General features: G+C 54.4%; 14 protein-coding genes. 7 read left to right on the top strand and 7 right to left on the bottom strand.

All coding sequences use genetic code 11. The features are described 5' to 3' along the window. Positions 1–39: 39 nt before the first annotated feature. The 4 genes from QN315_RS03115 to QN315_RS03100 all read left to right on the top strand — a co-directional run bounded on the left by QN315_RS03115 (position 40) and on the right by QN315_RS03100 (position 3,145). A complete protein-coding gene (locus QN315_RS03115; RefSeq protein WP_323991452.1) occupies positions 40–240 on the top strand; it encodes a hypothetical protein in 201 nt (66 codons plus the stop codon). A 106-nt stretch (positions 241–346) separates the two neighbouring features. Beyond that, positions 347–1,645: a capsule biosynthesis protein gene (locus tag QN315_RS03110; protein ID WP_323991451.1), complete on the top strand. Its 1,299-nt coding sequence runs from the start codon at positions 347–349 to the stop codon at positions 1,643–1,645. Then, positions 1,645–2,475: an ABC transporter permease gene (locus QN315_RS03105; protein ID WP_323991450.1), complete on the top strand. Its 831-nt coding sequence runs from the start codon at positions 1,645–1,647 to the stop codon at positions 2,473–2,475. Before QN315_RS03110 ends, QN315_RS03105 begins: the two co-directional genes overlap by 1 nt. A 22-nt stretch (positions 2,476–2,497) precedes the next feature. Next, positions 2,498–3,145, top strand: a complete 648-nt coding sequence (locus QN315_RS03100; protein ID WP_323993808.1) for an ABC transporter ATP-binding protein — start codon at positions 2,498–2,500, stop codon at positions 3,143–3,145. 67 nt (positions 3,146–3,212) lie between these two features. Here the strand turns inward: QN315_RS03100 and QN315_RS03095 are convergent, their stop codons facing one another. Both QN315_RS03095 and QN315_RS03090 read right to left on the bottom strand, forming a co-directional pair. Beyond that, the gene (locus QN315_RS03095; RefSeq protein WP_323993806.1) at positions 3,213–4,673 is read right to left on the bottom strand and encodes a phosphomannomutase; all 1,461 of its coding nucleotides are present in this window, start codon (positions 4,671–4,673) and stop codon (positions 3,213–3,215) included. A gap of 146 nt (positions 4,674–4,819) precedes the next feature. Beyond that, the gene (locus QN315_RS03090) at positions 4,820–5,731 is read right to left on the bottom strand and encodes a hypothetical protein (RefSeq protein ID WP_218064136.1); all 912 of its coding nucleotides are present in this window, start codon (positions 5,729–5,731) and stop codon (positions 4,820–4,822) included. 225 nt (positions 5,732–5,956) lie between these two features. On the opposite strand from QN315_RS03090, the gene QN315_RS03085 reads away from it, so the two are divergent. From QN315_RS03085 to QN315_RS03075, 3 genes are all read left to right on the top strand, one after another. Further along, a complete protein-coding gene (locus tag QN315_RS03085) occupies positions 5,957–7,414 on the top strand; it encodes a hypothetical protein (RefSeq protein WP_176638634.1) in 1,458 nt (485 codons plus the stop codon). A gap of 135 nt (positions 7,415–7,549) precedes the next feature. Further along, on the top strand, positions 7,550–9,355 hold the full coding sequence (locus QN315_RS03080) for a glycosyltransferase family 1 protein (protein ID WP_323991449.1): 1,806 nt from the start codon (positions 7,550–7,552) through the stop codon (positions 9,353–9,355). Between the two features lie 42 nt (positions 9,356–9,397). Further along, on the top strand, positions 9,398–11,746 hold the full coding sequence (locus QN315_RS03075; protein WP_323991448.1) for a glycosyltransferase: 2,349 nt from the start codon (positions 9,398–9,400) through the stop codon (positions 11,744–11,746). Between the two features lie 260 nt (positions 11,747–12,006). Here the strand turns inward: QN315_RS03075 and QN315_RS03070 are convergent, their stop codons facing one another. The 5 genes from QN315_RS03070 to QN315_RS03050 all read right to left on the bottom strand — a co-directional run bounded on the left by QN315_RS03070 (position 12,007) and on the right by QN315_RS03050 (position 18,115). Next, complete coding sequence (locus tag QN315_RS03070) at positions 12,007–13,287, bottom strand: DUF4214 domain-containing protein (protein WP_323991447.1); 1,281 nt, start codon at positions 13,285–13,287, stop codon at positions 12,007–12,009. Positions 13,288–13,409: 122 nt separating this feature from the next. After that, positions 13,410–13,847, bottom strand: a complete 438-nt coding sequence (locus tag QN315_RS03065) for an adenylyltransferase/cytidyltransferase family protein (RefSeq protein WP_176638630.1) — start codon at positions 13,845–13,847, stop codon at positions 13,410–13,412. A 400-nt stretch (positions 13,848–14,247) separates the two neighbouring features. Beyond that, positions 14,248–15,291, bottom strand: a complete 1,044-nt coding sequence (locus QN315_RS03060) for a polysaccharide biosynthesis/export family protein (protein ID WP_323991446.1) — start codon at positions 15,289–15,291, stop codon at positions 14,248–14,250. A 221-nt stretch (positions 15,292–15,512) separates the two neighbouring features. Then, positions 15,513–16,826 (bottom strand): glycosyltransferase family 1 protein, encoded by a 1,314-nt coding sequence (locus tag QN315_RS03055; RefSeq protein ID WP_323993804.1) that lies wholly within the window; start codon positions 16,824–16,826, stop codon positions 15,513–15,515. Positions 16,827–16,846: 20 nt separating this feature from the next. Continuing rightward, the gene (locus tag QN315_RS03050) at positions 16,847–18,115 is read right to left on the bottom strand and encodes a glycosyltransferase family 1 protein (protein ID WP_323991445.1); all 1,269 of its coding nucleotides are present in this window, start codon (positions 18,113–18,115) and stop codon (positions 16,847–16,849) included. Between the last annotated feature and the right edge of the window lie 7 nt (positions 18,116–18,122).

Raw genomic sequence — 18,122 nt, 5'->3', positions numbered from 1 at the left:
TCTGAAGAATCGGCGATCGGTATCGTGCGGGAGGAATGCGTGGAATCTCGTCCTGAAGCAACAGCGGGCGATTTGTACGCCCGCTACGGCGATGCCGCGTTGGCCATCGCCCAGACGCACCTGGATGAGGCGCGCGTCGATGGCGATGCCGCCAAAGCCCGATACTGGATCGCGGCATGTGATGAGATCAGGCGGCTGCACTCGGGAGACGATACGGTGGAGATCGATCTGTCGCGTTAGGGACGGCCGTTCGGCAAGGACGGGCGCGCTTCCGTCCCGCTTATGACTCCGCGACCAGGGGCGGGCCGGATTTCATAATTTGGACACTGGCACATGCACTCATGTCATGAAGATGAAGGCCGGGGTGGATGAACGACGTGAGGGCAAGCGGATCGCGTCCTTTTCTCCCGGACCGCACTGGAGGTATGGTTTGCCTTTCGGAAGGGCTTGGGGCATGAACGCGGGTATGGTCGAAGCCAATATTGCAGCGCGTGAGGCGGTACCGCAACGCGCGATACGTCAGGCATCACCGGTCGGCAAACTGGCCGATTGGGTTTGCAGGCGCCCCGGGCTCAATCTGGTGGTCGTGCTGCCCACGGTCCTGGCGGCTGTTTATTATGCCTTTATCGCCTCACCTCAGTACGTGTCCCATGCCTATTTCGTGGTGCGGGGGCCGGGAGTGCAGGCGCCGAGCATGTTCGGCAGCCTGCTTCAGCAGGTGGGGTCAGGTGGTGGCGGCGGCAATGAGGACACGTACGCCGTTCAGACCTACATGATGTCGCGCGACGCGGCGCGCACGTTGATCGAGACGCAGAACCTTCGCGCGGCCTTCGACCGTCCGGATGCGGATTTCATCGCACGTTTTCCCGCGTTTTACCGCGGCAGGACGTTCGAGCATTTTTTCAGATATTATCAGAATCATGTGATTGCCGAACTCGACACCGAAACCGGTATCTCGAACCTTACGGTCCGCACGTTCTCGGCCCAGGATTCCCAGCGGATCGGCCGTGCGCTGATCGACGCCGGCGAACGCTTGGTGAATGAGATGAACGAGCGGCAGCGTCGAAACATGATCGCGTCGTCCCAGAAAGAGGTGACCGAGGCGGAAGACAAGATCCGGCGTATCGAACTGGCATTCGCGGCCTATCGCAACAAGGAAGGACTTCTGGACCCGCTGAAGCAGTCTGTCCCCATGTTGCAGGACATCGATCAGCTCAAGGCCATGCTGGTGGCGGCCAAGTTGCAGATCGCACAGGTGACCAGGACGGCGCCGAACAGCCCGCTGCTGCCGGTGTATCAGCATCGGGTCGAGGCGCTGCAGGACGAGATCGCGCGGGCCAACAAGGGCATTACCGGCCCCGATACGTCGCTGGTGCCGAAGATCACTGCCTATGACGATCTGACGGTCCAGCGAGAGATCGCGGAACGCGAACTGGCGGCGGCGACCGTCAGTCTGCAAACTGCCAGGGCGCAGGCCGACCGCCAGCAATTATATCTCGATGAAATCGCGAAGCCGGATCTGCCGGATTATCCGGAATATCCGCATTCGGTTGTGGATATACTCATCGTGTTCGCGACGGGATTAGGGGTGTATGCAATGGGTCTGCTGCTGATCAGCGGCGCGCGCGAGCACCAGATTACGTGATGGCGGCGCAGCATCAGGTTTCGGCCTCGCCCCAGCATGATCGCCGATCGTCGTCGCTGCTCGGATTGTTCATGCTTCAGTGCCGGGTGATCGGCGCCCTGCTGTTTCGCGAGATGCACACGCGATATGGGCGAGAAAATATCGGTTTTCTATGGGTGATCGGAGAGCCGATCCTGTTCTGTGCGGGGGTGGCGATCGCCTGGACCGCGATACGGAATTCGCACGAACATAACCTGCCGACGACGGCGATCGTCCTGACGGGTTATGTACCGCTGACCATGTGGCGGCACTGTCTTGGCCGGGCGGTCTTTGCGTTCCAATCGAATGGCAGCCTGCTGTTCCACCGGCAGGTGACGCCGCTTGATATCATATTGGCTCGTACAATTCTGGAAATCATGGGCGCGCTTGGTGCGGGATTCCTGGTTTTTCTGGGAGCATGGTTTCTGGGTTATATGGAACCGCCAAAAAATTACGGGATGCTCTATCTTGGATTGGGCTTCCATTGTTTGTTCAGTCTTGCAACGGCATTGCTCGTCGCGGCCCTAAGTGAAATGTCTGAACTGATTGAGAAAAGTATTAACATTTTTTCCTATCTTTCTCTTCCTTTCTCCGGTGCCTTCATGATGGTCGATTGGTTGCCGCCTCGGTGGCAGAGCGCCATTTTGCTGTCACCGAGCGTTGACAATATCGAGATGATTCGAGAAGGGCAGTTCGGTGACAGTGCCCATGCGCATTACGATATTTTTTATGATAGCTGGATTACGTTCGTTCTTCTTTTGATCGGTTTGTCCCTGACCTTGCGTGCGCGCCGCCATATCGTGGTTCAATGATATGGCGCATATCGCTCGCCCCATGGTTCGATGTGTGGACATCTGCAAGACGTTTCCCGTTCATCGCGGCGTGCGGCAGGTGTTGGAGCGCATCAATTTCACGATCGAAAAAGGGCGCAAACTCGGCATCGTCGGGCGCAACGGGGCGGGAAAATCGACGCTGATCAAGATTATCGGCGGTGTTGAGATTGCGACATCGGGCCGTGTCGAACGAACAATGAGCGTATCTTGGCCCTTGGCGTTCGGCGGTGCTTTCCAGGGCAGCCTGTCGGGGCTGGATAATCTGCGGTTCATCTGTCGGATATATGGCTTGGATTATGTCAGTACCCGTGCCTTCGTCGACGATTTCGCCCAGTTGGGAAAACAACTGGCCGAACCGGTTAAGACCTATTCTTCCGGCATGCGTGCACGCCTGGCCTTCGCGCTTTCGATTGTCATCGAGTTTGATTGTTATCTGATCGATGAAGTGATCATGGTAGGGGATGCCCGTTTTCTGCAACGTTGTCAGGACGAGTTGTTTGGAAAACGGTCTGACCGGTCGCTGATCATCGTGTCCCATGACATGGGATTTATCCGGGAGCATTGCGATACGGGGGCGTTGTTGCATGATCGCCATCTGAACATGTGCGCAAGTGTCGCTGATGCGGTCGAGCGATACGAGGCGCTATAGTCAAATCAATCTGTTGCATAAGAATGGGGCCAGCTTATCATGGGCTGACCCCGATCTTTTCAAGAAATCAATTTGCGAGATTTTTCCAGATACTGACGGCCTGGATTCCTACCTTTAACAGTTTCGCGGCACGTTCCGGAGTATCGGCTTCGACATAGACGCGTAGCTCCGGCGCATTGCCGGACGGGCGCAAATGGATGATTTCGCCACTTGCAAAAGTCATGCGAAGTCCATCCGTTTCGTCGGTATGCGCAAGATCGCCACAAACGGTAACGAATCCCAGTTCCGCTGCCCCCTGCGCCGGATGGCGGCTGAGCTTTTCGATTTCGGCCTGGCTTTGGGCGGTTGGCATATCCACAAGGCGGTCGCTGAGCGTAAAACGCGGCGGAAGGGTGTTGACGAGCGCGGCTAGATCCTGACCGTGCCGATGCGCGGCCATAAGGGCACAAAGCATCGGCAGTACTGCGTCGCGTGTCGGCAATGCGCGAAGTATCTGATTGCCTTGCTTTATGTCGGTTGCCAGTAGAAAGCCGCCATTGGCTTCGTAACCGATAGAAGGAACCAGCCCGGCTTTGGCGGCGTCGGCCATTGCCGCCACGACAAAGGGGGAGCCGATGCGGGTGCGGCGGACATTGACGGCAAAGCCGGATTTTTCCAATGCCGTATTGCTGCTGACGGGTGTCGTGACAGCCGCCGCACCAAGGAAACGTGCTGCAAGGATGCCGAGCACATCGCCGCGGAGCCAATATCCATTGCGATCGGCCAGAAGGGGGCGATCGGAATCGCCATCCGTGGTCATGATGGCATCCAGCGTGCCGTCGCATGCCCATTCACGTGCCAGCATGCCATCTTCCGGACGAACGGCTTCGGTATCGACCGGGATGAAATCGTCCGCCCGGCCCAGCGGAACAGCCTCGCCGCCAAGGGCCTCGACGATTTGTACTAACACGTCGCGACCAACGGCGGAATGCTGATAGACGCCTAACGTCAAGCCCGACAGCGCACCGGAGCCGAAAAAGTCGCGATAGCGCGCTATGTAATCAGGGACGACATCGGTCATGGCGGGCAGATCGACGGACCCGACCAATGCGCCGTTCGCGTCGAACCACCCGTCGGGCAGCATGACATCCTGGGTACGCATGGCGGCCTCATCGGATTTGAGGAATTCGCCGCGCGTTCGGTTGAACTTGATGCCGTTGCGATCTGCCGGGATATGGCTGCCGGTGACCATCAACGAAGGCCATCCGCGTGCGAAGGCATACAGGCACAGCGCGGGCGTCGGGACGAAACCGCAGAAGATCGGCTTGCCCCCCGCATAGCGGATGGCGGCGACGCAAGCCCGCACGATACGTGGCGTACTGGGACGCAGATCTCCCGCAACCGCAACCGGGGTGCCGGGCGAAAATTCACCAAGTGCCGCAAGATGGCGCAGATATCCCTGTGTATAGGCAAAGCACACGGCATCTGTCATGGCAGCAACAAGACCGCGAGCGCCACTGGTCCCAAAGGCGACGCCGGATTGCTTCATCCACTCGGCTATTTTCATAAGGCGGGATATCTTTCAAAAAGTCGCAGTTAAGTCGGCATTTTTAGGCCAAGAGGAAAGGCCACTTCTGATCCCGGCATGGAAATGAAAAAATCTTGCGCCGCAGACCGGAGAGTTCGTTATGGTTGTTATCCGGACAATTGCCATACTTTCTGATATCCCGAATATACCACTTCGGCTCCGATGGAGGACATGAATTGGTCTACGATCAGCCCCTTGCCCCCTTGACCGAGGGGAGGTACGTCGAAATCATCTACGCAGATGATAGTCCCTTCACCGATCAGGCGCCGGGCCGCCATGACCTCCATCGCATGATGCACTGCGCTTGGTACCGGATTTTCAAGGTCGAGATCGAATGAATCGAGATAGATCAGCGCCGCCGGCCGGCCGGCGACCGAACCAAGGGCATGGAGTGCCGCGACGGAATCATTGAGTATCGTGCTGGTGGTGCCGCTACACGCCCTGCGAGCGCTGTCGATACTGGCCGGGTTGATATCTATCGTGAAGACGGAGCCATGGCGTGTGCGGGCATACCAGTCGAATTGAAATGTGCTCTGTCCGTCCCCTTCCCAGTTGTCAGGGATGCGGAGACTGCCAGTTTCAACGATGAACGGGCGAGTATGCCTGTCCAATCTCTCAAAGATTGCCGCGAAGCCTTGCGCACGTTTGCCAAGAACAGGACGGAGATAGGTCTCGAAGCCAGTCCGAAAATCGCAGTCGCGTGCTTCTTTCGGCAGCCCGACATAAGCGAAATCGGCTTCCACCAATTCGGAAATCATCGTGTCGAGAGTGAGGGCGCGCTTGCGAATTCTTTCAATGGAGGCGCCGGAGGCAATTTCAGCAGCCAGGGAATCGATGCATTCGGGTTGCTGCATCAGTCTGCCGAGCGTCGCTTCGCCATCGTCTCCCGTAAGTTTGTCGAGAAGCGCGAGGATCGGGCCATGGTTTTTGTGAAGGGACCGTGCGCGGCGCCCTGCGCCGGACGCCCGGGGTGGCCGCGTGGAGGAGGAGGCGCCTTTGATAGAAAGATCGTCGTTCACCAGGATGTGCCTCCATTCTACAATGTCCGCTCAAAAAAACTGAATCGTCCTGATTTTTTTAGAAATCTCGTCGGGATAAGGATGGCTTCGTCCATACTCGGTTCTCGACCATATGCCACTGACGGAATAAGATTGTTACCGCCTTCCCCTATGAGTTAGAAAGCCAGTAACTATCTCTCAACCTGGACGATCAAATGGGACCGCCTGTGTTCCTGGAGACTTTCAGTGGCACTCAGATTTTCCATTTTGGGACTATTGGGCGGTATGCTGATTACCTCGGCTTATGCACAGCAGGGGACAATGTCTGACAAGGAGGGCCTTGGTCAAGTGCTAGCGCACAGCCGTCTTACGGCACCGATGATCAATGGCGGTACCGCGACAGGCTTGAACGTGAATCGTCAGATTTCGCTCCTGTCTTATGGTGCGAAATGTGATGGAGTGACGGACGATACAAAAGCGATCAACAAATGGCTGGCGAATGCGGCTGGGATGCCGGCGGATGTCGAACTCGAGGCGCCAGCAGGCGTGTGTGTGTTTACTGCTCCGCTAGCCAATCCGGGTGGGGTGCAGGCTAATCATGTCGATCTGCACGGAGCGGGGCCGTATGCAACGACTTTTCTCTATATGGGTCATGACTCGCAGATTGATCTTTTGACGATCGGAGATGGGGTCAGCCCGCAGAAGAACTGGTCGTTACACGACTTCCGCATAGCGTCGAATACAAGGATGAGTGCGGGAACCGCATTGCATGTGCGGGGGATGGTGCGCTCGGCTGTCGGAAACATCGTTCTTGATGGCCAGGAGGGCAATGGAAAACTTTGGAACGGTGTGTGGTTCGATGAGGTGGATTTTATTGCGACTTGGGGGCAAAGCTATGCCGTCGGTCAGAATGACGCTTTCCGTATTAATGGAGGAAGGCTCGGCTCGGCGGATTTTTCGCTGTTGGGTTGGAAGATCGGGCCTACTGATTCCCGTATTGTACCGAGAATTGGTGTGCATATCGGTGGTGGATTGGGTGGGTTCGTCTGTGGGCCCGGCACGGACATCATTGGTAACGGCACAAATGTTTTGATAGATAACGCCCTCGTTAGGGTAACAAACCGCGAACTATTCTTTGCCTCGGGTTGCTTCATTGACAGTTCCGCGTCAGGCGCAGGTGTTGAGGTTAACGACACGCAGGGTAATGCAGGCGACCTCTATATTTCATTTGCAGGCAGTTGGATCGCGTCCTCGGCCACCTCTAATCTCCAGCTCGACAAGGCGGTGCGGGGTCATCTTGTTTTTTCGGGCGGGACGATCTTCAATGCTAGGGGAGATGGCGTGCATGATGTCTCTATGATGCGACAGACTTATTCGGGCACGCAATTCCGCCAGAACGGACGAGGTGGAACTGGTGGTTATGGTTTCAACGCGTTGTCCTCAGCATCTGAAATCATGCTGATTGGCGATGATTTTGAAGGCAATTACAATGGCCCCATGCATGGGAAGGAGCATGTTCTGTCTGATGATGCGGCGACGTTCCTTGCTAGACGTGTCGACTTACCGCTGATCTGGACCGCCGACACTTCCCAATGCGGCTCGTTGCCGGGCGCAAGCGGGTGTCTGGTTCTACGTGACGCGAAAAGAAAGGTACATTTCATCCCGGCCTGGGGAGGAGCGGCAGGCGAGGGGACATCAAGATAGTGTTGCAGCGTCCTTCCGGTAGCGTGAGAAGGGCGAAAATGACACGGGCTTATCTTGGGCGTTATCACATATCCTCTCTTTTAGGCCGTTCTCTTTTAGGTTAAATGAGCGCGAGGCGACATATTGGCTAGTGACATGAAAGAGTTTCAAAGAACAGTTTGGTTCGATGTATCTGATCTCCTTGGCTACTTTCCTGACAACCGGACTCCTACGGGGATCCAGCGGGTCCAGATCAGCGTTATCCTGTCACTTCTCTCGGGTGACGAGAGAGCAGGAATTGGGCTTTGCCGCTTTCTGGAGGAGGAGAATGGCTGGTTTTCGGTAGATCCTGATCGCTTTATGCAGGTGTGCACGCTCAGTTTGACCGGTTCCGACGCGCGGGATATAGCATGGCGTCGTGAGGTATCAGTGCTGCGTCAAGAAGCAGTGGCGGCAAAAATTGATGCTTTTCCGATGCGGTCTGTCTTGATCAACATCGGTACCTCTTGGTGGCTTCCTAATTATTTCATGCATATTCGGGAAGCGAAAAAAAAGAGCGATATCTATTACATTCCGTTCATCCACGATGTGATTCCCGCTGTAACGCCACGCTTTTGCGCACATGAACTTGTCCATGAATTCATTGATTGGTTTATGGGCGTTGTGCAACATGCGGACCGATATTTTGCCGTTTCGGAATCTAGCAAGAAAGATTTCCTCGCTCTTGCGGCGGAGTTGAACGGTGGTATCTCGTCGGCTGACGTGTGTGTCGTGCATCTGGCTGCCGAAAAGCGGGTTGCACCTGTGTCTATGACGGCGGCCGCGAGTCTTTTCAGGCGAGCGGGGATTGAGCCCAGAAAATTCGTTTTCTTCGTCTCGACGGTCGAAGCCCGCAAAAATCAAGCCGGAGCGCTCGATGTCTGGCAGAACCTGATTCGTAACAATCCTTATCTAAAGATTCCTAAGCTTGTAATTGTCGGAAAGCGCGGCTTCGAAAGTCATTTTTTCTTAGATAAGTTAAATGCGTTTATCGAGGCTGAAAAATATATTACCTATATTGAGAGTGTTAGCGATGAGGAGCTTGAGGCACTTTATTCATCCTGCCTATTTACGATCTATCCAAGTTATTATGAAGGCTGGGGGCTGCCGATTACGGAGTCGCTTGGCTATGGCAAGGTTTGCGTTACGGCGGATAATTCCTCTTTGCCGGAAGCTGGGCAAGGATTGACTGTCACTTATCGCACAGGATCGAACCATGATTTTGAGGAAAAACTTCTCTCTCTGCTCAAGGACAAAAGACGATTAGCTGCGCTGGAACAGCGCATTGCGGAAAATTTCCAATCTCGTACATGGAAAACGATCGGCCAAGAAGTTCTGGCGTTTGCCGAATCTGTTCAAAAGGGCGCTGAGAAGACCAAAAAGATTGAGCCCGTGCTCGAGCCAGCTTACTACGCATTCAATCGCAATAGGAAATTACAGATTTCGAGCGAACTCACTTCGGCGGAGGTGCTGCGTGCAGGTTCGGGTTGGCACCGTCTTGAGGATTTCGGTAGCTGGACACGTGGCACCGGGGCGAGGCTTGCCTTTACCACCGCGCAGCCATGCGACCGGATTTCGGTTCAGCTCAAAGGAATTCCATCTTCCCAATGTGAAGTGACGGTTTCAGCCAATATAGCGGGGTCGTCTGTCACGCTTCGCCTTAATCCTGATGAGGTGGCTTGGTGTTTCTTAGATTTTGATGAAGATATCGCGGGGAAGCCACTAGAAATTTACATTTATTCGAGTGAAATTGAAACTACGACTGATCCGGTAACGCGCCATTCTCGCGCTATTTCGGTCGGTGTTTGCGGCGTATACGTCTTTGATAAAGACAATGCGAATGCGCGCACGGACTTCATTGAAGCAAACCTTTTCGATACGTTAAAATACAAAAAGGTAAAAAATTTACTCTGTGTCAAATGAGCTCCATCGAAACGTTATCGGAGGACACATGTCGGAGGACACATGGATGTTGAATCGGCGCGAGATTGGCCAAAAATGAGATTGGTCGTGAGTGCTATTACACGATTCCGGACGCAGAAATTCTATAAGTCGGGCGGTGTCTGGGTCTCTAAAGCCCTTCATCAGAAAATGAAGCAGGGCAATGCCGCACGGGATGCGGGCGACTGGGGTACCGCGGCTCGGCATTTTAGGGATGCAGTAGCAATCGATGGGTCACTCGCGCATGTCTGGATTCAACTCGGGCACGCGCTCAATGAAATCGGCGATCGCAGGCATGGGCTTACGGCGTACCGGACCGCTCTTGCACTTGATCCCTCAAAAGGCGAATGCTACTTGCATCTTGGTCGCTGGCTAGCCCATGATGGTGATTTCGAAAACGCGATCGAGGCTTACAAATCTGCTTTTTGGTTTAATGACGTGTCGGTTCACGTGGAGCATGAAATCGCTGCTGTGCGTCCGTCGCTTGGTGTGTTCTTGCAGCAGAGTAAGACGTCTAGAGCGACTGTTACCCATTTTCAGAACAGAGAGACAAATGCCCAGCTTACTTCAACTGAGACCGTGCTCAGTTTTGACGTTAGTGATTTAATTGCGCATTTTCGACACAATAAATTCCCGACAGGTATTCAGCGCGTCCAGATCGAGGTTATAGCGGAAGCTGTTACGAATTTCGCCAATCGTACTGAGATTTTCTTCTTTATTGATGGCATAGAGCATTTTATTTATCTCGACCATTCAACGTTCATGTTGCTGGCAACATTGTGCAAAAGCGATGATCATGAGGCCTGGGTGGCGGCGCGAGACGAATTTTTTGGGAGTATTCCTTTCTCGCGACCTTATCTGCCGCCGTACGGTGCGATCGTAATAAACCTGGGCACATCGTGGTGGATGTATAATTATTTTCTTGCGATTCGCAATCTTAAACGAGAACGCAATATCACTTTTATTTCATATGTTCATGATCTCATACCGGCGATCAAACCCCAATATTGCGTAGATGGAGTCACTATAGACTATAATACGTGGCTTGTAGGGGTATTTTTTCACGCCGATGCATTCATAACTAACTCGGCTTCGACGACGCGTGATTTGGCCTATGTGGCTCATGTCATGGGTCATCCGCTGATCGAGCGAGATGTTGCAACGATACCGCTCAACGCTAGCTTCTCCAGTGATGATGCAGAGGGCACGCTCCCGCATGCCGCGCTCATCGAAAAGTGGGGTCTGCGGGCTCGCAGTTATGTTTTATTCGTTTCGACGATTGAGGCGCGTAAGAACCACGAAGCCGCGTTTCTAGTCTGGCAGGCTCTCGTAAAGAAGAATGGTGCCGCCGCCGTTCCACCACTTGTCTGTGTCGGTAAACTCGGTTGGTTGAACGACCGAGCGATGTCCGTGATCGCGGATGACCCGTCGCTCAGTAGCAAGATCGTCTTTATTAACCGGGCGAGCGATCTCGAGCTCAAGAGTCTTTACAGTTTGAGTCTTTTTACTGTTTATCCAAGCCATTACGAGGGTTGGGGGTTGCCGATTACGGAATCTCTTTCTTATGGACGGGTACCGTTGGTTGCTGATAATTCTTCTCTGGTAGAGGCGGCGGCCGGGTATGGCGTGGTGTTTGAAAGCGGTAATATCACAGATTTCATTGAAAAAGCGGAGAAGTTACTTGTCGATGCGGCGTTTAGGACCCATTTGGAACAACGGATCGCGAAGTACTACAACGTGACGACTTGGCAGAAAATGATGGGCGAAATCGTCACTTTTTCTGATAGCGTGCAGGCTGGTAAGAAGTCGCTTTATGATCGGTTTCCTAAAGCGCTTGAGGGATGTTATGTCCCAGTCAATCTGCATCGTGATCGCAGTATCTGGCATGGAATCGCTAGTGGCGAAATGTATCGTGTCGGTAATGGATGGCTGTGGCCCGATCCAAGAGGCTGCCGCATTAAACCTGGTCTTGCCGAACTCTGTGTTCCAAACCTTGCGTTTCCGGTTGCACGAGTCTTTCTGCATGTACGAGGGTTGGATTCAAAGGAGTCTTTTTTTTCAATCTATACAGAAACGGATATTGTTTTCTCTGGTATGTTGAAACCGGGACAGGCAATGTGGGCTGTGTTCGACGTTGATGTTGATTCGAAACGCTGCGCATGCTTTGAAATTTGCTCCCTTGATTCCGAGATTATCGTAATGGATCACGGAGGGAGCCCTAAGCGCTATTCCGCTGGTGTTTTCGTCTTGGGTTTCTGTGTTTCTAACAAACATGATCACCGTGACAGGCTGGATTTCCTTGAAGCAGTGACGAATAACAAGCTTGAACATGCCGACGCCTTTGCAAAGAACCGCATACGGCATTGGGTTTGATGTTGGATATTTCGGATTGGTAGAAGCAATAGCGAAAAACTGGATGACGGTAGGCTGAGAAGGTCATGTATCATAGCGGGTGAGCAAGAAGCCCGCCCAAGGCTCTTCAAGGGCGATGCACTGGAGTAACTGAAGCTGTTGCTGATTTTCGAGTTATTTGATCTCTTGATGCGAGCCGTTCCAAGATTCGAATCGAAGTAACGAAAATCGACCATCTTATCAATGTCATTGCGTCAATTGTCCATTCCACGAACGACTCGTTATCGAGTCTCATAGCGGGGATCGGTACCAATCATCAGTTTCGGCCATGCATCGCGAAACGTAACTGGCCGCTGCATAGCTTCGTCACTTTGAGCGAGTTCCAAGAGAATTTCCAGCCCGCCAGAAAGTGCTGATGACGAAGACGTATTGAGTTTGGTTAAATAATGACGAAGACCGTCCAGGTCCGGCTCTCGGCCCAGAATCAGACGATATGCGTGTTGTATAAATTCGATCGCGGCTTCTTGATGATGGGGTGCTTTTTCCTCGGCCATTATCCGCTCCCGCCCCTCCGCTATTGACAGAATTCCCTTTGTGCAAAGGTCTTCTTGCATCGGGCAAATTATGGTCTCGATCAGAAAATTATCATTGAGTGGGCGGGTGTTTATCAGAGGATCTCCGTGAAGGGCAGCAATCAGAAGTGTCTTGTCCAGGATGAAAGTCGAATCAATTTTAAAATCGGTTTCGGGTACATATGCAAATCTATCTGATGCGGGATCCATTATACTGTCGTCTATGTCGTAGTCTTCGATATAAAGTGATCTATCTATTATAAGATAAGTCTTTTTTGACTGAGAAATCTCGAAAGTCATAGAAGATATGTCTCCAAATACCCTGTCGGCATTGGAGAGTATGGATGTAGTATTTTCGAGAGACGATATTATGACGCGAGACCTTTTAAAAGGATAAGGCCGTGAAAATTCGACCTGAGCAGGATGAAGCAGATATATGACATTATCCCTGTCTGGAAGAGAAAAGAGAGCCTCTTCTTTGAGGCCCCATGAAAATACGACTACGTCATACGGTATCGGCGGTAGAATGTCTTTTCGCGCTTCGTCGGGAACGAGGCAAATGAATTGATTCGCTTTGGGATACCCACCCAGGTGAAAACGCGTGCTTCTCGATGGATACAGGCGTTCCAATCGTTCTTTCCATAGGATGCTGGGCGCGAAATAATCATCGTAACAAAGAAAAGCATCGCTATAGGTAAATTTTTTGAATGGCGATACTCCATGTTCGATACCGATGAGGTGATAACTCCATCTGGGGCGAATGATCTCTAGCCAATTTGTTACGGATCCAGGCGAAGCCGCGATGATTATTGGAAACGTCGCGCCGAACAGAAACGAAAGCGCACTGTCGGCGTATCCGCGATCAAATCCTATGGTGAACAATCGCGCGTCAGGCCGATGAATGCGGACGGAATTATAAATCGGAAGAAGACTCATCAAGTCTTTTTCCTCGAAAGCGACAAAGCAGATTTCCGCATGTTGCTTGCTCACAGGCCTTTACCTCGATGTCTATTGTAAAATTTTTCTTTTACAGGATATATTTGTATGATTTTGTGGTATCATATAAATGATGTCTAAAAATATGTATCTGGAATATTTTGCGGTTTTTTCGCCTAATCACAATACATATCTAGGGGACGGCATGGTTCGGTGGCCATTAAAGAATTCTGTGAGATAATATTTCGAATCTGTGTAGTCGAAACTCCCTCAGTTCGCGGCAGGTACACGACTGAGCAATATCGTGAAAGATCATCAAAGCGGCCTGTCCAATCGTCGCCCATTGCAAATATATCTGCCGACAATCTGGTAATGTCCGATAATTTTTGATCCCAATGTTCTTCCGCGAATACGCCGTCAACAAAGCGACACGCCGAAACTATTTCGCAGCGCGCCATGAAATCATTTATCGAGCGCTTATTTTTCTGGGCATTGAATTCATCGGTCGAGATGCCGACAAAAAGACGATCACCAAGAGCGCGGGCGCGGCGAAGCAGGCGAATGTGACCCACATGAAACAGGTCGAATGTTCCATATGTGATGATCGTTCTCATAACTCCTTAATCCGTTCCGTATGTGGATGTCTCAAAATCTTAATAAATTTGTCACATATTTTATCCGGTCAGGCAACAACAAGATTTATTGAAGTAATTTGTGGAATGTTCATTAATAATAATTTGTATGTGCTCACGTGGAGTAATAAAATAAGTAATTATTTTTTGATTTGAGTGTTAAAAAATTAAAATCACTTTATTATTCAAAGAAGTATTTATCCCAATTTTAAACCCCCCAGAGGAAATGCAATAATTTGTAACATTGAGGGCCATTTGACGTTACGGCGCCACTGAACATCGATTCAGCGGAAGTGTTTCAAATTGTTATTTTGCCGGGCGTCGTCAAGCGATCAGGCAGAATCGCCTGATCGCGACGTAATTCAAATAATAATGAATATTTCTATTTCGCGAGATAAGCCGCAGACATGGTCGGGCTAACCAGTGTGCTTAACAGATTGAAGAACTTGTAGAATTTATTAAGCTTTGCATTGGCGATAAAGATCAGATCCTTGTCGTGCATCGCGAAATGCTGGGCGATGAAATAGCTTGTCGGCTTCATCATATCCAGTTGGTAGAGCACAGGGGCGACCGCCGCGCCCGGGCGCACGGGCAGGCCCAGGCGTGTGGCGACTTCCGGCTTTTCATACCGGAACAGGAACACGGCGTTCGGGTCCGCGCGATCGTCCGATGGACCGCCCGTCCCCGCGACCGCTTCGGCGAGGCTGAGCTGCGAAATTGGGAAGGGGACGACCGAAACCTTCGATGTCGCACCGAATACCGAATAGGTCTTCGGCTGATACGTGACCTGAATGCGATCGCCGGGCACGAGGGCCACATTCTGTTGCGGGTCGTTTTCCAGCGTCGTCAGGGCGACCGAGCCTGTCCGTTCGTGACGGGTCAGGTAAACCTGCAGATCCTGCGGCAGGCGGGCCTCGCCGCCCGCGATGGCGATCATGTCCAGCAGATGTTCGTGGGCCAGGGTCAATTCCTGGCGGCCGGGTTTGCGGACTTCCCCGCCCACGACTACTTGGTTTGCGATATCATTCGCGATGCGGACCAGGACCTGGGGGTTCTGCGACAGGCCATGCAACCCGCCCCGGATCGCTGTGGCCAGTTGCGCGGGCGTGCGGCCCGCGGCTTGCAGACGGCCGACATATGGAATGTCGACGGTACCGGTGGCGTCAACGACGATCGGCGGCAGATTGTCGGCGCTGACGGCGGGCAGGGGCCCGACGCTGCCCATGGACTGGCTGCCGGTGCTCTGCGTGGCGGCCCCCGAACCGGTGCCTCCGCCGACGCCGCCGAACAGGCTGCTGCCCAGTTCGAAGATCGAGACCTGCAACGTATCCCCAGGACCGATGCGTTCGGCCGCATCCGCCGCCGTGGCGGTTTCGATCAGCGTGTTCAGCGGCGGGGGCTGGTCCGTGGCCAGCGCGTCGATCACCGATGGCGTCACGTTGACGATGCGATAGCCCAGCGTATTGGTCGCCGGCGATTTCGCATCGTTCAGGATGTCGGATTCGACCGGGCCGCTGGACGGCATGGCGCTGCAGCCAGTCAGCAGGGCAAGGGCGCAGGTCAACGTTGCCAGCCGTACGGCCTTGGCGGGGGGGCGATCGGGTTTCATCGCGTTTGTTTCTAACCGCTTGGTTCCAGGGAGGAAAGTCACCGCTTGGCCGCCTTCAGGACGGTGTCATACATCGTTCCCAGCCGGCGCGCATAGTGGCCCATATCGTATAGGGCCGCGCGGCTTGGTCCGGCCGCCGCCAGCCTGGTGCGCAGCGCATCGTTGCGATCCAGCCGGTCGATTCCGTCGGTTATGGCGGCCGTATCGTACGGATCGACCAGAAGCGCGTCCTCGCCTGCGACTTCGCGCGGCGCCCCTTCGCGCGAGGTCAGGACCGCTGTGCCGAAAGCCATCGCTTCCAGGACGGGCAGGCCGAATCCCTCGCTGAGGGAAGGAAACAGGACGGCCCGCGCGCCGCGGATCAGCGCGCCCAGCAGGCTTTCGGGCAGATAGTCGATCTTGACGATACGGCCCAACTGGATGCCGCGTTCCAGAAAGCGCAGTTCCTGCTCCGATTTCCATGCCATGGCCCCGACTAGAACCAGGCGGCGGCTGCTTTTGCATTCAAGGAAGCCTTCAATGATACGGCCGATATTCTTCTTCGGCTCGAACGAACCGAAGAAGAGGAAATAGGAGTCCATCTCCAGGCCGAACGCACCGTGGATTTCCCGAGCGATCTCGGTTTCGGCCTTTTCGAGGATCTTATGGTCCGGGGCGATCGATTGGTAGGTATTGTGAATTTTCGGCGCAGCCTGCGGGAAGAAATCGATAATATCGGATTTGGATGCCTCCGATACGGTGCAGATGCCGTCCGCCTGGATACAGAGATCTTTGATGAGCCGGAAGTAATAGCTCTTGTTGTCGAGAGTCGTATGGGGCAGGCGCAAGGGAACCAGATCATGCATCGTGTAGATATTGAGCGCGCCTGCGACACGAATGGGCAGCGGATAGGTCCAATGCATGATGGCCGGCGGATCCGGTATTCGTACCGTCGTGAAGCGGCGCGCGTACCGGTAATGTAGCGCAGCCCTGTGGAACAATTCGGGAACGTTAAGCAAGCGGTCATGGGCCGGCATGCGCGCAGTAAAGCCGCGCGCGTCGACCCGACCGGAAAGCGGAATCGGCACGGCGTCATAGCCGGCCAGATCGCCCCGGCGTTCCCGCCACCACCGAGACGAGAAGAGCTTGGTGCGCGTGGTTGGGACCTCCTGGCCCAGCGAGTCGAAGAAGATGACCTCTCGCAAGTCGGTCGACATACGGTGCGTGATGTTCATGCCGTACAGAACATCGACCTTATGCCCCATACCCGTGAGGCAGCGGCTGAGCGTGCGGGCATAGGTCGCGACACCCGTGCCGCGCGGCAGGGCCAGGTTGAAGCCGTCGATACCGACGCGAATAGGGGTGCTAACCATCACATATCAATTTCGCAAAGTTAAACCGGGTCAGCAACCCGTATAAGCGGGAGAAATCGTGTAGGAGATAGTGCGACGCGGGCGTGGTGATCGCTCTGCCCCGCGGCGATGTCGAGGGCGAAGGCGACGCCCCGGGCCGCTTGATCATGCCACTTGCGGCTGATGCGTTCGGGCGGAGGAGGGGACGATCCGAGGGCAGGACGTTCGAAACTCCTGCGTTCGATCTCGGCCTGCCAGCCTGGCCCGTCGATAGGATCGATATAGGTCGCGCTGTCGCCGGCGACTTCACGGAACACAGGGACGTCCGAGCAGATGCACGGCACGCCCAGTGCCAGGGCCTCGACGAGCGGAAGACCGTACCCCTCGGTAAAGGACGGGAGAAGGAGCGCGCGCGCGCGCGAAAGATATGTTGCGACGTCGCGGTCCGACGCCGAACCGTGCTCTTCAACCAGATTCTGCAGAGCGGGGCAGCGTTCCAGCATGTCGATGATATTTTCGTTTTCCCAGCCGCGCTTGCCGATCAGGATCAGTTTCGGCGCGCGCGTTCCATGCGTCTCGGCAAGGCGGCGCCAGATATTGAGCAGCAGAAGATGGTTTTTCCTGGGCTCGATGGTCCCGAGACAGACGAAATAAGGCGGATCGTCTCGAGACGCCGTGGCGGCGGCCGGTTGTGCGGCGACATGGATATGCAAGCCATGGGGGATGATCTCGATCGGCCGGTCGTTGCCTTGTTCCGTCATGAAGGGCCGCAGCCCGTCCCGGACATAGGCCGACGGAACGATGACGCCGTCGGCCAGGCGCGCGACCGTGCGGATGCGCCTTGTGTGGCGCGCCGGTTCGCGGGGCCGCGCGTATTCGGGAAATTCTATCGGGATCAGGTCGTGGACCATCGGCACGAAACGCAGTCCGGACCGGACGATGAACCGTTCGATGGCGCCAGTCTGTATCAAATGATGGTGAGACAGTAAAAGATAGACCCCGCCGGCCGGCCCCGGCCGCCGCTCCAGCGGCGCGCGATGCAGCAGGCGGCGGGCCCGCCAGATCATGGAAGCGGCCTGGGACGCGCCATGCTGCCAGATATTCGCCAGGTCCTGCACGAATGAAGCGGTGCGCTGGAACGGAAGATGGGAAAGGCCGGCGATCGGATGATAGGCGACGAAATGCGTCTGCTGCGGATAGGCGTCCAGCAGAAAGGTGGCGTACTCGATTTCGACCCGGTCGATGCCCGTGGGAACGGACGCCCCGGCGCGGGACAGGAGGCGCGAGACATCCAGAAAGATGGGAAGCATGGCGTGC

Source organism: Nguyenibacter sp. L1 (assembly GCF_035199985.1).
GTDB classification, from domain to species: Bacteria; Pseudomonadota; Alphaproteobacteria; order Acetobacterales; family Acetobacteraceae; genus Gluconacetobacter; species Gluconacetobacter vanlangensis.
This window is presented reverse-complemented; position numbering and strand designations above follow the sequence as displayed.